At 65.6% G+C, this 17,244-nt stretch carries 18 protein-coding genes; 14 read left to right on the top strand and 4 right to left on the bottom strand.

Annotation, left to right across the window (positions count from 1 at the left end):
- Nucleotides 1-93: 93 nt before the first annotated feature.
- From H5V43_RS10235 to H5V43_RS10195, 9 genes are all read left to right on the top strand, one after another.
- A complete protein-coding gene (locus tag H5V43_RS10235) occupies nt 94-1,686 on the top strand; it encodes an isocitrate lyase (protein ID WP_025546991.1) in 1,593 nt (530 codons plus the stop codon).
- A 223-nt stretch (nt 1,687-1,909) separates the two neighbouring features.
- Entirely contained in the window at nt 1,910-2,596 is a 687-nt protein-coding gene (locus H5V43_RS10230; RefSeq protein WP_025546990.1) for a glutathione S-transferase family protein, read from the top strand.
- 139 nt (nt 2,597-2,735) lie between these two features.
- Complete coding sequence (gene leuC, locus H5V43_RS10225) at nt 2,736-4,190, top strand: 3-isopropylmalate dehydratase large subunit (protein WP_099186126.1); 1,455 nt, start codon at nt 2,736-2,738, stop codon at nt 4,188-4,190.
- A 109-nt stretch (nt 4,191-4,299) separates the two neighbouring features.
- Nucleotides 4,300-4,893 (top strand): 3-isopropylmalate dehydratase small subunit, encoded by a 594-nt coding sequence (leuD, locus tag H5V43_RS10220; RefSeq protein WP_048575443.1) that lies wholly within the window; start codon nt 4,300-4,302, stop codon nt 4,891-4,893.
- A 60-nt stretch (nt 4,894-4,953) separates the two neighbouring features.
- Nucleotides 4,954-5,277 carry a DUF1476 domain-containing protein gene (locus H5V43_RS10215; protein WP_025546988.1) on the top strand — a complete coding sequence of 108 codons (324 nt, stop codon included), beginning with the start codon at nt 4,954-4,956 and terminating at the stop codon, nt 5,275-5,277.
- 19 nt (nt 5,278-5,296) lie between these two features.
- Nucleotides 5,297-5,530 carry a BolA/IbaG family iron-sulfur metabolism protein gene (locus H5V43_RS10210; protein ID WP_025546986.1) on the top strand — a complete coding sequence of 78 codons (234 nt, stop codon included), beginning with the start codon at nt 5,297-5,299 and terminating at the stop codon, nt 5,528-5,530.
- A gap of 57 nt (nt 5,531-5,587) precedes the next feature.
- The gene (gene grxD, locus H5V43_RS10205) at nt 5,588-5,920 is read left to right on the top strand and encodes a Grx4 family monothiol glutaredoxin (protein WP_025546984.1); all 333 of its coding nucleotides are present in this window, start codon (nt 5,588-5,590) and stop codon (nt 5,918-5,920) included.
- Nucleotides 5,921-6,401: 481 nt separating this feature from the next.
- Nucleotides 6,402-6,770 carry a BlaI/MecI/CopY family transcriptional regulator gene (locus tag H5V43_RS10200; protein WP_025546982.1) on the top strand — a complete coding sequence of 123 codons (369 nt, stop codon included), beginning with the start codon at nt 6,402-6,404 and terminating at the stop codon, nt 6,768-6,770.
- On the top strand, nt 6,767-8,278 hold the full coding sequence (locus H5V43_RS10195) for a M56 family metallopeptidase (RefSeq protein ID WP_025546980.1): 1,512 nt from the start codon (nt 6,767-6,769) through the stop codon (nt 8,276-8,278). The genes H5V43_RS10200 and H5V43_RS10195 overlap by 4 nt, the downstream gene beginning before the upstream one ends.
- A 163-nt stretch (nt 8,279-8,441) precedes the next feature.
- Here the strand turns inward: H5V43_RS10195 and hemW are convergent, their stop codons facing one another.
- A complete protein-coding gene (hemW, locus tag H5V43_RS10190) occupies nt 8,442-9,617 on the bottom strand; it encodes a radical SAM family heme chaperone HemW (RefSeq protein WP_025546977.1) in 1,176 nt (391 codons plus the stop codon).
- Here hemW and H5V43_RS10185 point away from each other — a divergent pair.
- The gene (locus H5V43_RS10185; protein ID WP_025546975.1) at nt 9,616-10,251 is read left to right on the top strand and encodes a CAP domain-containing protein; all 636 of its coding nucleotides are present in this window, start codon (nt 9,616-9,618) and stop codon (nt 10,249-10,251) included. The genes hemW and H5V43_RS10185 overlap by 2 nt on opposite strands.
- Before the next feature lie 57 nt (nt 10,252-10,308).
- On the opposite strand, the gene rnhA is transcribed toward H5V43_RS10185, so the two are convergent.
- The 3 genes from rnhA to ispH are packed head-to-tail and all read right to left on the bottom strand — an operon-like array spanning nt 10,309 to nt 12,681.
- On the bottom strand, nt 10,309-10,755 hold the full coding sequence (gene rnhA / locus H5V43_RS10180) for a ribonuclease HI (protein WP_025546973.1): 447 nt from the start codon (nt 10,753-10,755) through the stop codon (nt 10,309-10,311).
- Complete coding sequence (gene thrB / locus H5V43_RS10175; RefSeq protein ID WP_025546971.1) at nt 10,752-11,729, bottom strand: homoserine kinase; 978 nt, start codon at nt 11,727-11,729, stop codon at nt 10,752-10,754. The genes rnhA and thrB overlap by 4 nt, the downstream gene beginning before the upstream one ends.
- Before the next feature lie 4 nt (nt 11,730-11,733).
- A complete protein-coding gene (ispH, locus tag H5V43_RS10170) occupies nt 11,734-12,681 on the bottom strand; it encodes a 4-hydroxy-3-methylbut-2-enyl diphosphate reductase (protein WP_025546969.1) in 948 nt (315 codons plus the stop codon).
- A 154-nt stretch (nt 12,682-12,835) separates the two neighbouring features.
- Between ispH and H5V43_RS10165 the strand changes: the two genes are divergently transcribed.
- The 4 genes from H5V43_RS10165 (at nt 12,836) to nagZ (ending at nt 17,217) form a co-directional block, all read left to right on the top strand.
- Nucleotides 12,836-13,444 (top strand): hypothetical protein, encoded by a 609-nt coding sequence (locus tag H5V43_RS10165; RefSeq protein WP_037481428.1) that lies wholly within the window; start codon nt 12,836-12,838, stop codon nt 13,442-13,444.
- Between the two features lie 119 nt (nt 13,445-13,563).
- Nucleotides 13,564-15,291 carry an arginine--tRNA ligase gene (argS, locus tag H5V43_RS10160; protein WP_025546965.1) on the top strand — a complete coding sequence of 576 codons (1,728 nt, stop codon included), beginning with the start codon at nt 13,564-13,566 and terminating at the stop codon, nt 15,289-15,291.
- A 19-nt stretch (nt 15,292-15,310) separates the two neighbouring features.
- The gene (locus H5V43_RS10155; RefSeq protein ID WP_025546963.1) at nt 15,311-16,027 is read left to right on the top strand and encodes an SPOR domain-containing protein; all 717 of its coding nucleotides are present in this window, start codon (nt 15,311-15,313) and stop codon (nt 16,025-16,027) included.
- A 176-nt stretch (nt 16,028-16,203) separates the two neighbouring features.
- Complete coding sequence (gene nagZ, locus H5V43_RS10150; protein WP_025546962.1) at nt 16,204-17,217, top strand: beta-N-acetylhexosaminidase; 1,014 nt, start codon at nt 16,204-16,206, stop codon at nt 17,215-17,217.
- Nucleotides 17,218-17,244 lie beyond the last annotated feature (27 nt).

Here is a 17,244-nt window from a genome sequence, read left to right as displayed (position 1 = left end):
TACAACTGAACTTCACGCCCCCTGCCGCACCCGCGAAAGCCCGATTAGAAAAACGCCATTCATTCACCACATCGTTCATGGGATCGAGCTGTCATGACCTACCAACAGGAAATCACGAAGGCTGGCGCCACCATCGGGGGTCAGGGCCATTGGGACGGCATCGCGGCCGAATCGGTCGCCCGCATGCGTCTCCAGAACCGTTTCCACACCGGCCTCGACATCGCGCGCTACACCGCCGGCATCATGCGCCGCGACATGGCCGCCTATGACGCCGATCCGGCCAACTACACCCAGTCGCTGGGCTGCTGGCACGGCTTCATCGGCCAGCAGAAAATGATCAGCATCAAGAAGCATTTCGGCACGACCAAGGGCCGCTACCTCTACCTCTCCGGCTGGATGGTCGCCGCGCTGCGCAGCGAATTCGGCCCGCTGCCCGACCAGTCGATGCATGAGAAGACCAGCGTCCCCGCGCTGATCGAGGAACTCTACACCTTCCTCCGCCAGGCCGACGCCCGCGAACTGGGCATGATGTTCCGCGACCTCGACGCCGCCCGCGAAGCCGGCGACGAAGTCAAGGCGCAGAAGATCAGCCATGACATCGACAATTACGAAACCCATGTCGTCCCGATCATCGCGGACATCGACGCGGGCTTCGGCAATGCCGAGGCGACCTACCTGCTGGCCAGGAAGTTCATCGAGGCGGGCGCCTGCTGCATCCAGATCGAGAATCAGGTTTCGGACGAAAAGCAGTGCGGCCACCAGGACGGCAAGGTCACGGTTCCGCATGAGGACTTCCTCGCGAAGATCCGCGCGGTCCGCTACGCCTTCCTGGAGCTGGGCGTCGACGACGGCATCATCGTCGCCCGCACCGACTCGCTGGGCGCCGGCCTCACCAAGCAGATCGCCTACAGCAAGGAAGATGGCGACCTGGGCGACCAGTATAACAGCTTCCTCGACGTCGAGGAGGTCACCGACTTGGGCAGCCTGCGCGGCGATGTCGTCCTGGCCCGCGGCGGCAAGCTGTTCCGTCCCAAGCGCCTGCCGTCGAACCTCTTCCAGTTCCGCACCGGAACCGGCGAGGACCGCGTCGTGCTCGACTGCATCACCTCGCTCCAGAACGGCGCGGACCTGCTGTGGATCGAAACCGAAAAGCCGCATGTCGAGCAGATCGCCGGCATGGTCGACCGCATCCGCGAAGTCGTGCCCAATGCGAAGCTGGTCTACAACAACTCGCCCTCGTTCAACTGGACGCTGAACTTCCGCCAGCAGGTCTTCGACGCCTGGACCGCCGAGGGCAAGGATGTCAGCGCCTATGACCGGGCGAAGCTGATGAGCGCCGATTACGACGCGACGGACCTGGGCCGCGAGGCCGATGAGAAGATCCGCACCTTCCAGAAGGATGCGGCGGCGCGGGCCGGCATCTTCCATCACCTCATCACCCTGCCGACCTATCACACTGCCGCTCTGTCGACCGACAATCTTGCCAGGGAATATTTCGGTGAGGCAGGCATGCTCGGCTATGTCGAGGGTGTTCAGCGCAAGGAAATCCGCCAGGGTATCGCCTGCGTCAAGCATCAGAACATGGCCGGTTCGGACATTGGCGACGACCATAAGGAATATTTCGCGGGTGAAGCGGCGCTGAAGGCCGGCGGCGCGCACAACACGATGAATCAGTTCGCAGCCTAGGGGCTGCGGCGGGAACCAGTTTGCAGCCCGAAGGCTGCCGAACGGTCCGGATCGCGGGAGTGCAGTTCCCGTGATCAGGGTGGAAGGACTTGGCGGCCCGGAGCCTCGCGCTCCGGGCCGTTTTTTTGCATAAGGCCAGCTTGTGAAACCCTTGTCCCGTTCCGGCTTTCGCCGGGCGGCAGGCAGGTCTATTCCGGACGCTCCGTTCCACCGGGAGAAGCCGATGTCCTACACCCTCGTCACCGCCAACCGGAATTATTCGAGCTGGTCGCTGCGCCCCTGGGTGCTGATGAAGGCGCTGGGCATAGCCTTCGAAGACCGGATGGCGCCATTCGCCGCCGCCGAAAACTACGCTGCCTTCCGCGAATTTTCGCCAACGGGCCAGGTGCCTGCCCTGATCGACGGGGACCGGACCGTCTGGGATTCGCTGGGCATCACGCTCTATCTGGCGGACAGGCATGCGGAAGTCTGGCCGAAGGAAGAAGCGGCGCGGGCGTGGGCGCAATCGGCCGTGGCGGAAATGCACAGCGGTTTCGCCGCCCTGCGCAATGATTGCCCGATGAATGTCGGCGTGCGGGTGGAACCGCACCTGCCTTCGCCCTCCCTGAACCGCAACATCGCCCGGCTCACCGAATTATGGGGGGAGGGGTTGTCCCGCTTCGGTGGGCCGTTCCTGGCCGGGCCCGCCTTCACTGCCGCCGACGCCTTCTATGCACCGGTCGTTTTCCGGGTGCGCACCTATGGCCTCGATGTCGGTCCGGTGGCGCTTGGCTGGGTCGATCATATGCTGGCGCTGCCCGCGATGCGCGAATGGGAAAGCGCGGCGCTGGCCGAAACCTGGCGCGAGGAAAGCCATGAAGCGGAACTCGGCGCTGCGGGGCGCATCGTGCGGGACGACCGGGCGATTTGAGCCCGATGTCCAGCGTGCACGCCGCGTCCGGCTAACCCGTTGGCGCGGCGTCCTGCGGTCGGGCTATCTCCAGCGTCAGCAAAAAATGGCCGCTTTTCCCCTTTTCCCCTGTCCTGTCTGGGTCTAGGGGGAAATCACTATGGTCAAGCCCCGCACACTCTATGAGAAGATCTGGGACGCGCATGTCGTCGAGCGCCGTCCCGATGGAACCTGCCTGATCTACATCGATCGCCATCTCGTGCATGAGGTGACGAGTCCCCAGGCGTTCGAGGGGCTGCGGATCGCCGGGCGCAAGGTGCGCCGTCCCGAACTGACGCTGGCGGTGCCGGATCACAACCTGCCGACCACGGCGCGGCGCGACGCCGCGGGCCGCCGCATTCCCATTGCCGATCCGGAAAGCGCGCAGCAGCTTGCGGCGCTGGAGCGGAACGCGCCGGAATTCGGCGTCCGCCTGATCGGGGATGCGGACCCCGAACAGGGCATCGTGCATGTCGTCGGGCCGGAGCAGGGCTTCACCCTGCCGGGGACGACTTTGGTCTGCGGCGACAGCCATACCAGCTCGCACGGCGCGCTGGGGGCGTTGGCCTTCGGCATCGGCACGTCGGAGGTCGAGCATGTGCTCGCCACCCAGACGCTGCTCCTGAAGCAGTCCAAGACCATGGAAGTCGTGGTCGAGGGCGAATTGGGCTATGGCGTCACGCCCAAGGATGTCGCGCTGGCGATCTGCGGGCGGATCGGCACGGCGGGCGGCACCGGCTATGTCATGGAATATCGCGGATCGGTGTTCCGCGACATGTCGATCGAGGGACGGCTGACCGTCGCCAACATGTCGATCGAGGCCGGCGCGCGTTCCGGCCTGTTCGCGCCTGACGAAAAGACTTTCACTTATCTGGAAGGCCGCCCGATGGCCCCCAGGGGCGCGGAGTGGGATGCCGCCGTCGCCTATTGGAAGACGCTGGCGACGGACGAAGGCGCGGTTTTCGACAAGAGCGTGGTCATCGACGCCGCCGACATCGTGCCGAGCGTCACCTGGGGCACCAGCCCCGAAGATGTCGTGCCGGTCACTGGCGTGGTGCCCGATCCGGAAAGCTTTGCCGACGCCTCCAAGCGCGCGGCCGCGCAGAAGTCCCTCGACTATATGGGCCTCTCCGCCGGACAGCGGATGGAGGATGTGGCGATCGAACATGTCTTCATCGGCAGTTGCACCAACAGCCGGATCGAGGATCTGCGCGCCGCCGCTGGCCTGCTGAAGGGCCGCCGGATCGCCAGCGGCATCAAGCATGCCATGGTCGTGCCCGGTTCCGGGCTGGTCAAGCGCCAGGCGGAAGCCGAAGGCCTGGACCGCATCTTCACCGAAGCCGGTTTCGAATGGCGGGAGCCGGGCTGCTCCGCCTGCCTGGGCATGAACCCGGACAAGGTGCCCGCCGGCGAGCGCTGCGCATCCACCAGCAACCGCAATTTCATGGGCCGGCAGGGGCCGGGGTCGCGGACGCATCTCGTCTCGCCCGTCATGGCCGCCGCTGCCGCGATCACCGGACATCTCACGGACGTACGCGAACTGATGGGTGAAAAAAGGGGAGAGGCGGTCGCATGAAGAAGGTATTCTGGCTGCTGGCGCTGGGCGCGCTGGCAAGTGCCGCCATGGCGGCGACCCTGGGGCGCGCGGAAGACACGCCGCGCCCGGCGAGCAAGCAGGCGCATTGATGGAAAAGCTGAATATCGTCGACGGCCGGGCCTATCCGTTCGGGATGAAGAATGTCGACACCGACATCGTCATCCCGGCGCATTGGCTCAAGACCATTTCCCGTGCGGGCCTGGGCAAGGGCGCCTTCGAAGTGCTACGCAAGGAACCGGGCAATGTCTTCGACGATCCCGACTATGCGGGCAGCCCGATCCTGATCGCGGGCGACAATTTCGGGTGCGGGTCCAGCCGCGAGCATGCCGCCTGGGCGCTGGCCGACCTTGGCATCAAGGTGGTGATCGCGCCCAGCTTCTCGGACATTTTCTCCGGCAATGCCTTCAAGAACGGCATATTGACGGTCGTCCTGCCGCAGGAGGCGATAGACCGGCTGATGGAGGTGGCCAGGACGGACCCCATCCATGTCGATCTGGAGCATCAGACCGTCACGACACAGTTTCAGGACCGCTTTCAGTTCGAGATCGATCCCTTCCGCAAGCATTGCCTGCTCGGCGGTCTGGACGAGATCGGGCTGACATTGGGGCAGGCGGACGCGATCGGCGCGTTCGAGGCGAAGGACGCCGGAACGCGTCCCTGGCTCGTCCCCGCCGTTGCGTAAGCGTCCCGATCTTCCTATTTCGGATCGGATGATCCATTTCACCTTTTACAGGGCACAGGCATGACAACCTTCGACGACCGCGAAAAGGCCTTTGAAAACATGTTCGCGCACGATCAGGAGATGCAGTTCCGCATCCAGGCGCGGCGCAACCGCCTGCTCGGCGAATGGGCGGCGGCGAAGATGGGCCTGACCCCCGAAGAAACGGACGCCTATGCCAAAGCGGTCGTGCAGGCCGATTTCGAGGAAGCGGGCGACGAGGATGTGATCCGCAAGCTGCTGGGCGACATGACGCAGGCGGGCATCGACATCGACGAGGCAGGCGTTCGCGCCGCCTTGGACGAGCAGCAGGTCATCGCCCGCCGCATGTTCATCGAAGCCCAATAAGCGTCAGGACCCTTTCGCCATGCCGATGGCAGCCGAGGAAATAGCGGACATGATCCGCGCCGCGATCCCCGATGCGGAGGTCGAGATCACCGACCTTGCCGGTGATGGCGATCATTATGCGGCGCGTGTCGTGGCGGAGAGTTTCCGGGGCATGAGCCGCATTGCGCAGCAGCGGGCGGTCTATGCCGCGCTGGGCGGCCGCATGGGCGGCGTGCTCCACGCCTTGCAACTGACCACCGCCGTTCCCAATTAACGGCCATTGGACGAAATGCGCCTTGATAGCGGCGCCTGACAGGAATGGACCCAGATAATGACCGACGCCGTGCAGCAGCGGATTGCGGAGATCGTCAACGGCAATGATGTCGTGCTTTTCATGAAGGGCACGCCACTATTCCCGCAATGCGGCTTTTCCAGCCGCGCCATTGCGATCCTGGAACATCTGGGCGTCGCCTATGAAAGCGTCGACGTCTTGCAGGATCAGGCGGTTCGCCAGGGGATCAAAGCATTTTCCGACTGGCCGACCATTCCCCAGCTCTATGTGAAGGGCGAATTCGTCGGCGGCAGCGACATCATGATGGAAATGTACGAGGCCGGCGAGTTGCAGCAGTTGATGGCCGATCAGGGCGTCGCCGCGGCCAATTGAGCGCTGGCTAAAGCGAATGGAGCGGGCGGTTCGGTCATCCGGGCCGCCTTTTTCATGCCTGTCAGGTCCTGATGCGGCCCTTCGGATGACGGGATGCTGAGAGGGGACGGAGCTTGTCGAAGGCCGTATGGGAACATGGCCGTCGAGACCGGTCCTTCTTCGACGAGTTCGGCCGCCATCGAGGCAAGGCAGTCGACAGGTCTGGTTTAAGGCCTGGCGCTGCACGGGAAACCCGGGTGGGAGGATGCGGCGGAGACTGGTGCCGCATCCTCCCGGGTAGTCGAACGATCGGGTATGTCTGAAACGACGCAAAGCCTGTGCCAACCATCGCGAATAGCCCGTTCCCGCGCTTTGAAAAGGTTAATGCCTGTCCGGCCGATACCGGCGCTGTAAACCGCACCGACAGTTCATGACATGCACTTGACTACAGATGTAATCAATGCGATTACGTCTGTAGTCGATTCTGATGCGGACGAGTCCCTTGAGCGAGAAGATCAGCGAAGCGGAACTGGTGGTGATGGAGGCGCTGTGGGAACGTGCGCCGCAGACCGCCGCTGATGTTGCGGACCGCGTCGCCGCCGGGCGCGACTGGAGCGTCCAGACCGTCAAGACGCTGCTGTCCCGGCTGATGGCCAAGGACGTCATCGCCGCCGATCAGGATGGCCGCCGCTTTTTATATCGCCCGCTCGTCGCGCGGGAGGAGTATGTTGCCAGCGAGTCGGGGCGGTTGGTGAACCGGCTGTTCGGCGGACGCGTGTCGCCGCTGGTGGCTCAGCTCGCCAGCCAGGACCAGTTGACGGCGGAAGATATTGCCCAGCTTGAGGAAATTTTGAAGGGGTTGAAATCATGAGCGTCTGGATCGCGGAAACGCTGATCGCCATGACCCTGCTGATGGCGCTGGTCATGCTGCTGCGGCAGCCGGTGGCGCGCTGGCTGGGTGCAGGGGCGGCCTATTGGCTATGGCTGCTGCCCTTCGCTCGCATGGGCTTGCCGGCCCTGCCGCGAGAGGTCGCCAGCCCTTCGCCCCTGCAACGGGCGGTTGACCAGGCGGGCTTGCCGACCTTGCTGGATGCGGCGCCGGTGGCGCTTCCGGTCAGGTCGGACTGGAGCATTCCCTGGCTGGAGATCGCGGTGTCGATCTGGCTGCTGGGCGTGGTCCTTTTTCTGATCGTCCAGGCGGTCGGCTATGTCCGCTTCCGGCGTTTCATCCTGAAGGGCGCCACGCCGATCGGGGAAGAAGGCCGCATCCGCATCGTCACCGGCCCACGGGCGGGCGGACCGCTCGCCTTCGGAGTGTTCCGCCCCGTCATCGTGCTGCCCGTTGATTTTGCGTTGCGTTTCGATCCCCAGGAACAGGCCATGGCCATCGCCCATGAGCGCGCCCATCATCAGGGCGGCGACCTAGTCGCCAATATGGTCGCGCTGTTGCTGCTGGGCCTGCACTGGTGCAATCCCGTCGCGTGGATTGCCTATCGCGCCTATCGGGCGGATCAGGAACAGGCCTGCGATGCCCGGGTCCTGTCGCTCTACGGCCGGGATCAGGCGCATGCCTATGGCCGCGCCATCTTGAAGGCTGCGGGCGGCCGCCAGTTTGCCGGCGCCTGTCATCTCAATCGCATAACCGCACTCAAAGGGAGGCTGAAAATGCTCTCTGCCCATGAAGTGTCGCTGCGCCGCATCAGCTGGGGCATGGCGGCGGTCGCCCTGGTGACCGCGTCCGGCTTGGCGCTGACCGCGTCCGGCAGCCGGGCGGCGCAGCAGGTCGCCGCGATCACCGACAAGGTGGATTCGATGAACTTCGGCAGGCTGGCCGATCTGGTCGCCCAGCCTGCCTCCGCCAGCGAGATCGCCCTGACCGAAGCGCCGAAAGCCGCGGCCACGCCCCCGTCCCCGTCCTCGTCCGATGCGAGAGATGCTGAGGAGATGGCCGTCCTGCCGCCGGCGCCTCCTGCTCCGCCTGCTCCTCCGGCGCCCGTTGCCGACATGGCGCTGCCGGCGCCGCCGGTTCCCCCGGCGCCGCCCGCCGGCCTGCGCGACGAGGGCGACCGCGCCTTGAGCCACGCCATGCCGAGCGAGGCTGAAATCCGCCGCATGGTGCCGCATGTCGACGTCGCCAATGGCTGCGAGAACGGCAAGAGCGTAAGCCAGCGGGAGACGGTGGATGCCGATGGCCGCCGCCATATCCGCGTCCGCATCTGCCAGGACCAGATCGAGGCGCAGGCCCATCGCGCCGCCCGGGCCGGATTGATGGCCGCCCGCGCCCAGATCGCTGCGGCTGCGCGGATGTCGGACAAGGTCCGGGCCGAGGTGTTGCGCGATCTGGACAAGGAGATCGCGCATATGGATGGCGAGGATTGACGGGCGAGATCCGGAGGGCGCCGCCGCCACTATCCCATGCGCCGGCCTCCTCGGATTGTTCCGGCATCCATTTCTCTCCGCAGGCATAAGCTGCCTGAAGGCAGGATGGATGCTGAAAACGGGTTCAGCATGACGCGTTTGTAGCGGATGCCGCGCCCCTCGTTCAGACCGCCACGATCTCCGGCAGGATGGCGTCGAGCAGCAGCATCCCGGCAGGCTCGATGCGGAGCCGCTGACCCTCTCGCCGCACGAGCCCATGGCTGGCCAGCCGCGTCACCGCCTCGGCATCCACCAGAGCCTCGACCGCCATCCTCGACATCCGCGCAATCCTCTCCAGCTCTACGCCTTCGCCCAGCCGCAGCCCCATCAGCAGCGCTTCCCTGGCCCTGTCATGCCCGTCGAGCGGGTCTTCGCTTTGCAGGCCATGGCCATTGCGCGCGACGGCGTTCATCCAGTTTTCCGGTTTCCTGTGCCGCAGCGTCGCCAGCCCATCGCGCCGGCCATGGGCGCCGGGGCCTATGCCGACATAGTCGCCATAGCGCCAATAGGTAAGGTTATGCCGGCTTTCCTGCCCCGGCCGGGCGTGGTTGCTGATCTCATAGGCGGGAATGCCGGCGGCGGCCGTCATCGCCTGCGTCCGTTCGTAAAGGTCGGCGGCATGGTCCGGATCGGCGGGATTCAACTCGCCCCGCGCCACCAGCGTCGCAAAGCGGGTGCCAGGTTCGATGGTGAGCTGATAGAGCGAGAGATGATCGGTGCCGAAGGACAGTCCGCGCGCCAGTTCGCTTTCCCAATCCGCCAGGCTCTGGCCGGGACGGGCATAGATCAGGTCGAAATTCACCCGGCCGAACACCGATTGCGCCACGTCTAGCGCGGCCAGCCCCTCCCGCACGTCATGGGCGCGGCCGAGGAAATGTAGCGCCTCATCCTCCAGCGCCTGAAGGCCCAGAGACACACGGTTCACCCCGGCCGCCGCCAGATCCGCGAAGCGGGCGGCCTCGACCGAACTGGGATTGGCCTCCAGCGTGATCTCGATGTCGCTCGTCGGCCGCCAATGGCGCGTGGCCGCGTCGATCAGCGCCTCCACGATGTCGGGCGGCATCAGCGACGGCGTGCCGCCGCCGAAGAAGATCGAGGAGAGCGGCCGGCCGCCGCTCAGCGCCGCTTCATGGGCAAGGTCGCTCAGCAGCGCCGCGCGCCAGGCATCGCTGTCGATCTCGGCCCGAACATGACTGTTAAAATCGCAATAAGGACATTTGGAAACGCAAAATGGCCAATGCACATATAAGGCCAGGGGCTCATCGGGCGCGGCAGCGGGGATAAAGGGGTCGGGCGACATGAATGGGGGCCTTCTTAAACGGCTTTGGCCTGCGCGGCTAGCGCTGCTCGGCCTGTTGGCGGCAGCGCCGGGGCAGGGCGGCGCGGAGCCGTCGCCCGGGGCGCGGCAATTGCCTCCCGCCCGGCCCGCTTCCTATTACGGTCTTGAGGAAGCGGATCGGGACGAGGGTCTGATGCGCGACGTCGTGCTGGGCATGCACAATGAGGAACGGGAATCGCTGGGGCTTTCGCCCTTGGCCTGGGATAGCGCCCTGGCCGCCGATGCGGCCCGCTATGCCCGGCAGATGGCGCAGACCAACATCTTCCGCCATTCCGCCCGCGCCAGCCGCGCCGTTCCCAGCGGCGAGAATCTCTGGATGGGATCGCGCGGCCTCTATGATTATCAGCTGATGGTGGGCTCCTTCATCGATGAGAAGCGGCTGTTCCGGCGGAGCGGCAAGCTGCCCGACCTCAGCGTCACCGGCCGATGGGAAGATGTCGGCCATTATACCCAGATCATCTGGCGCGGCACCCGCAAGGTCGGCTGCGCCCTGGCGGAGGGGCAGAGCTACGACTATCTCGTCTGCCGCTATTATCCGGCGGGCAATATATTCGGCCGCAACCCCCTGGATGGGGAGGATGGCGTCCAATCCTGACGGGATGGAGCCAGTCGAGGGGGCCAGCGGCGCCGCCCGTCGGTTGGGTCAACCCATTTACTTGCGGAATTGCTCCGCCGCCGCGCAGGCGAGTTGATCGGCCCGCTCATTTTCGGGGTGGCCGGCATGGCCTTTCACCCATTGCCACGTCACCTTGTGGCGGGCTGCGGCCCTGACCAGCTCCTGCCAGAGTTCCGCATTCTTCACCGGCTTCCTGTCGGCCGTCTTCCATCCATTCTTCTGCCAGCCGAACACCCATTTTGTGATGCCGTCCATCACATATTTGCTGTCGGTATAGAGCGTCACCTGGCATGGGCGCTTCAACGTCTCCAACGCCTGCATGGCCGCCATCATCTCCATGCGATTGTTGGTCGTCTGCGCTTCACCGCCGGAGATTTCCTTCTCCGTCTCGCCAAAGCGCAGCACGGCGCCCCAGCCGCCGGGGCCGGGATTGCCCTTGCACGCGCCGTCGGTGAAGATCTCGACCTGGGGAAGGGTGCTCATGCGCCGAGCAGCATGGCCGGATCGGCAGCGGCGTAGAATTCCAGGCGGCGCAGATAGGCCAGCGGGTCCTTGCGCGTCACCAGCGCATCGGCGGGCGTATTGATCCAGTCATAGGCGCGCGTCAGCAGGAAGCGGAGCGCCGCACCCCGGCAGAGGACGGGAAAGGCGGCCCGTTCGGCTTCGGTCAGGCCGTGCGTTTCCCGATAGCCGGCAGCCAGCGCCGCCGCCCGATCGCCGTGCCATGTCGCGCCGTCATTGCTGAACACCCAGGCGCTGTGGGTGACGGCCAGATCATAGGCGCGGATATCGGTGCAACTGAAATAGAAGTCGATGAGGCCCGTCACCCGATCGCCCAGCATCAGCACATTGTCCGGGAAGAGGTCGGCATGGATCACGGAGCGAGGCAGCTCGGCGGGCCAGTGGGCGTCGAGGAAAGCGAGTTCCTCCGCCACGCGGGCCTTGAGACCCGGCGCGATCCGGTCGAAGTCCGCGCCGCATCTGGCGGCCAGATCATGCCAGCCGGGGAGATCGAGGGCATTGCGGCGCGTGCCGGCAAAGCCCTCCGCCGCCCGGTGCATCGCGCCCAGCGCCGCGCCCGCGGCCCGGGCCTGGCCCGCGGTCGGTTCGGTCACGGAGATGCCGGTCAGGAACTCGATCAGGCAGGCGGGGCGACCGGCAAGCTGTTGAAGCCGCCTGCCTTCCCGGTCCGCGATGAAACGGGGGACGAGGCAACCGCGTGCGCCCAGATGGTCGAGCAGGTCCATGAAGAAGGGCAGGTCCGCCTCGTTCACCCGCTTTTCGTAGAGGGTGAGGATATAGCGATGACCATTGCCGTCCGGGCCGGTGGTCTCCAGCAGATAATTGCTGTTCTCTACTCCCTCCGCAATGCCCTTGGCGGAAACGAGGCGTCCGGCGTCGTAGCGGGTGAGGAAAGCGTCGATCTCTTCGGCGGGAACCTGGGTATAGACGGCCATGGAGTTATGCGGCCTCCAGTCCGCGGGGGAGTTTGAACGCAATGCTTTCCCGCGCGGTTTCGACCTGTTCCTCCGCCACGGAAAATCTTTCGCCGATCCGGTCCACCACTTCCCGCACCAGCACTTCGGGGGCGGATGCGCCGGCGGTAAGGCCCAGCGTGTTCACGCCCTTCAGCCAGGCGAAGTCGATCTCGTCCGCGCGCTGGATCAGGCGAGCGGGCGTGCCTTCGCGCTCCGCAACCTCGACCAGCCGCAGCGAGTTGGAGCTGTTGGGCGCGCCGATCACATAGACGGCGTCGCACCGGGCGGCAATGGCCTTCACCGCCGCCTGCCGGTTGGAGGTGGCGTAGCAGATGTCCTCCCCCTTGGGCGCATGAATGGTGGGGAAGCGGCGCTGGAGCGTGGCGACGATCGCGGCGGTGTCGTCGACGGACAGCGTCGTCTGCGTCAGGAAGGCGAGATTGTCGGGATCGGCAGGGGTAAAGGCCTCTGCATCCTCCACCGTTTCGACAAGGGTCATATGCCCCGCCTCGACCTGACCGAAGGTGCCGATCACCTCCGGATGGCCCTTATGGCCGATGAAGAGGATATGGCGCCCCGCTTCCACCTGCCGTTCGGCCTGGCGGTGGACCTTGCTGACCAGCGGGCAGGTGGCGTCCAGATAGTCGAGCCCGCGCTCCTCCGCCTTGGCCGGGACCGTCTTGGGAACGCCGTGGGCGGAAAAGACCACGGGCAAGCCGTCGGGAACCTGGTCCAGTTCCTCGACGAAGATCGCGCCCTTCGCCTTCAGCCCGTCGACCACATATTTGTTGTGGACGATCTCGTGCCGGACATAGACAGGCGCGCCATATTTCTCGATCGCCCTTTCGACGATGACGATGGCGCGGTCGACACCGGCGCAAAAGCCGCGCGGGGCGGCGATCAGCAGCTTCATGGGCGGAAGATCGGTCATGCCTGCCGCTTAGGCCAATGTGGCTTTGGAGGAAAGCCGCTTCCTTGCCGCCCTGTGCAGTTTGAGTTGCGTGGGGGACGGGCTATGGATAAGAAGCCCAACGCCTGTTCCCAAGGGATTGCCTGTGACCTTTTCTCGATTTGCGCTGACCGGAATGATCGCCATGGCCCTTGCGGGCTGTTCCCAGCGGGGCGAAATCGATCCCACCGGCGGCATCGTGGCCGTGCGATCGGCCTGTCCCGTCGCGGCGATCCCGGCGCAGACCGGCGACGTCACCCTGTTCAATCCGGCGGGCAGCACGGATGCCCGTGCGATCGACGTGGTGGCGGAGATCACCAACCTGCGCTCCACCTGCTCGGAAGGGGACCAGCTTTACACGGAGGCGACCTTCACCGTGAACGCCCGCCGCAGCGATGCGGGCGCGGCGCGGCAGGTGACGCTGCCTTATTATTCCGCCGTGGTGCGGGGCGGCAACGCCGTCGTCGCCAAGCGTGTGGGCCAGGTGGTGCTCGACTTTCCGGCCGGGCAATATCGCGCCACCACGACCGCCAAGGCCGGCTCCTATGTGAACAGGGCCGCCGCGACGCTGCCGGCCGACATCCAGCGCAAGATCACGGAGAAGCGCAAGGCGGGGGATGCCGACGCGGCGATCGACCCCTTCGCGCAGCCGGACGTCAAGGCGGCCTTGCAGCGAACCAGCTTCGAGCTGCTCGTGGGTTTCAACCTGACCCAGGATCAGCTCCGTTACAACGCGACCCGCTAAGCTTAGCTCAGTTCATTTCCCCGTTCGGGCCGAGCTTGTCGAAGCCCTTGTTTCTTGAAGAAAAAGGGCGACCCTTCGACAGGCTCAGGGTGAACGGGTCCTGGTAGAAAGTTCGCCCAGTGTCTCTTTACAACCGCTTCACCGCCCATCTCGATGCCGTGCTCGACGCGCTGGAGGCTGACGGCACGCTGCCCGCCGGCCTCAACCGCAAGCCGGTGACGGTCGAACCGCCGCGCGATCCAGGCCATGGCGACCTTGCCACCAACGCCGCCATGGTGCTGGCCAAGCCCGCCGGCAGCAATCCGCGCGCACTGGCGGAGAAGATCGTCGCGGGCCTGGAAAGGCTGGACGAGGTAGAGAGCGCATCGATTGCCGGCCCAGGCTTCATCAACCTGAAGCTGACCGACGCCACCTGGCGGGCGGAACTCGCCGCGATCCATGCGGAGGCGGAGGAATATGGCCGCTCCTCGACGGGCGAGGGCGTGACGGTCAACGTCGAATATGTCTCCGCCAATCCGACCGGCCCGATGCATATGGGCCATTGCCGGGGCGCGGTGGTGGGCGACGCGCTCGCCACGCTGCTGGAGCATGTCGGGCACAAGGTGATCCGCGAATATTATATCAACGATGCCGGCGGGCAGGTGGACGTGCTCGCCCGGTCGGCGCATGTGCGCTATCGCGAGGCATTGGGCGAGGCGGTAGGAGAGATTCCCGAGGGTCTTTATCCCGGTGATTATCTGGTACCGGTGGGGCAGGCGCTGGCCGCCGAATATGGCGACAAATATGTCGGTGCGCCGGAAAGCGAATGGCTGATGCCGTTCCGCACCAGAGCGGTCGCGGCGATGATGGAGATGATCCGCAGCGATCTGGCGCTGCTGGGCATCCATCATGACATATTCTCTTCCGAGGCCGAGTTGCAGGCGGCAGGCAAGCCCGAAGCGGCCGAAAAATGGCTGCGGGCGCACGACCTCGTCTATGACGGCGTGCTGGAAGCGCCCAAGGGCGAGACGCCGGAGGATTGGGAGCCCGTCGAACTGCCGCTGTTCCGCTCGACGAAATTCGGGGACGATCAGGACCGGCCGATCAGGAAGTCGAACGGAAGCTGGACCTATTTCGGCGCCGACATGGCCTATCATTTCCAGAAGGCGCAGACGGCCGACCAGTTGATCGACATCTGGGGCGCGGACCATGGCGGCACGGTGAAGCGCATCCAGGCCGCCGTCGCCGCGCTGACGGAGGGCAAGGCGCGCTTCGACGTCAAGCTGATCCAGATGGTCCGCCTGCTGCGCGACGGCGAGCCGGTGAAGATGTCCAAGCGCGCCGGCAATTTCGTGACGCTGGCCGATGTGGTTCGCGAAGTGGGCAAGGATGTGGTCCGCTTCACCATGCTGACGCGCAAGGCCGACGCGCAGATGGACTTCGACTTCGCCAAGGTGGTGGAGGCGTCGAAGGACAATCCGGTCTTCTATGTGCAATATGCCCATGCGCGCATTTCCTCGCTCGGACGGCGGGCGGAGGAGGCGGGGATCGACCTGCCCGTGCCCGACCTGTCCCGCCTTGGGACGGAGGAGCTGGGGCTGGTGAAGCTCGCCGCGCAGTTCCCGCGTGTGGTGGAGGGGGCGGCTTCGGCCCGTGAACCGCATCGCATTGCCTTCTATCTCAATGACTTGGCTTCGGCCTTCCATAGCTGGTGGAATCTGGGCAACGACAATCCGCGGGCGCGGGTCATCCTGACGGACGACCCGGCCACCACTTCCGCGCGGCTTTTCTTGAGCCGGGGAATCGGGCAGATCATCCGCAACGGGTTGGCGCTGATGGGCGTTGCGGCCCTGAACGAGATGCAATGACCGGCGGAGTTTGATCGAGATGGGCGATTATGCGCGGGGAAGGCTGGACCTGGACGATGAGGAGCGTCTGCCCTGGCTGGAACCCGCCATCGAGGATGAGGAGGAGCCGGGGCTGTCGCCGCTGCGGCTGCTGGGCTTCATTCTCTTTGGCCTGGTGCTGATCGGCGCGGTCGTCGCGGGGGTCTGGCTGATCCAGAACCGGACGGGCGGCGCCGGGGGCGAGGGTAAGCTGATCGCCGCGCCTGCCGGCGACTATAAGATTCCGGCCAAGGAAGCCGACGCCAAGAAGTTCGATGGTGAGGGCGATGCCAGCTATGCCGCGAGCGAGGGCGTGGCGCGTGACGGGCGAATCGATCCGACCCGCGTGCCGGAGGCGCCGATCACGCCGACCGGGACAGCGGATAATGCGCGCCCTGCGGTGCAAGGCAAGCCGTCGCAGAGCGTCACGGCGCGCGTGGCGGACGAGACCAGCGCCAGGCCGGCGACGGCGGCGGCCCGGCCGGCGGGCGGCGGCATGATCCAGCTTGGCGCCTATGGCAACCAGGCTTTCGCCAAGGATGCATGGAAGCGGCTGTCCAAGCGCTTCACCTATCTGGAGCCGTTGCCCATGTCGATCGAGCAGGCCGAGGTGGGCGGCAGCACCGTCTACCGCCTGCGCGCGGCGGCGGGCGGGCAGGCGAGTACGCTCTGCGGCAAGCTCAAGGTCGCGGGCGAAAGCTGCATGGTGGTGAATTAGGGGAATGGGGACTTGGCCGGGAATGGCCGTCCTGAGGCATTCCTCCTCCCGCAGGCGGGAGGGGGAATGTCTTGGACCCGCCCATTTATGTCCCTCGGCCAAATCCCACCGATCCTGCGGCAAGGCCGGAACAACCCCTTCGACAGAGCCGCTTTCAGCCGCTACCATCGCTCCGCATGAAACCCGTTATCTTCGGCCTTTCCGGCGAGACACTGACTTCCGATGAACGCGCCTTCTTCGCGGAGGCCGATCCGGCGGGTTACATCCTCTTCCGCCGCAATATCTTGGATCGGGGGCAACTTCGCGCGTTGACCGACGATCTGCGCGCGCTGCATGGCCGGGACGATCTGCTCATCATGATCGATCAGGAAGGCGGCCGGGTCGCGCGGATGCAGGCGCCGGTCTGGCCCAGCTTTCCTCCTGGCGCGGTGTTCGACAAGCTCTACGAAATCGCTCCGTCCAGCGCCATCGCGGCGGCCCATGCCAATGCGCGGGCCATTGCCATCACATTGGCGGAAGTCGGCATTACCGTCGATGCGCTGCCGTTGCTCGACGTGCGGCAGGAAGGGGCAAGCGACATCATGGGTGACCGCACCCTTGGCGCGGAGCCGATGCGGGTCGCCGCGCTGGGGCGGGCGGTGATCGAAGGGCTGGCCGATGGCGGCGTGGTCGGCATCGTCAAGCATATGCCCGGGCATGGCCGGGCGATGGTCGACAGCCATCATGAACTGCCCATCGTCACCGCCGACGAGGATGCGCTGGCGATCGATCTGGCGCCGTTCCAGGCGTTGAAGGATGCGCCCATGGGGATGACGGCGCATGTCGTCTATACGGCCTGGGACCCCGACCTGCCGGCCAGCCTCTCCCGTTCCGTGATCGACACGATCATCCGTGGGCGGATCGGCTTCGCCGGGCTGCTGATGTCCGACGATCTGGACATGAAGGCGTTGAAGGGCAGCATCCCGGAACTGGCGGCGGCAACGGTGGCGGCAGGCTGCGATCTGGCGCTCAATTGCTGGGGGCGGATGGACGATATGGTCGGCATTGCCCGCCTGCTGCCGGACATCGGGACCGAGGCGAAGGCAAGGCTGGACCGGGCGATGGCGTCGAGCGGCGCACCGCCCGGGGGACCGCCGCTGGAGGAACTGCTCGCCACCCGCGACGCCTTGCTGGCGATGGTGCCGGCGTGAGGCGGGGCGCCGATTGCCGGAAAGCGC

It is taken from the genome of Sphingobium fuliginis, from assembly GCF_015074805.1.
In the GTDB taxonomy this organism is placed as follows: domain Bacteria; phylum Pseudomonadota; class Alphaproteobacteria; order Sphingomonadales; family Sphingomonadaceae; genus Sphingobium; species Sphingobium fuliginis.
This window is presented reverse-complemented; position numbering and strand designations above follow the sequence as displayed.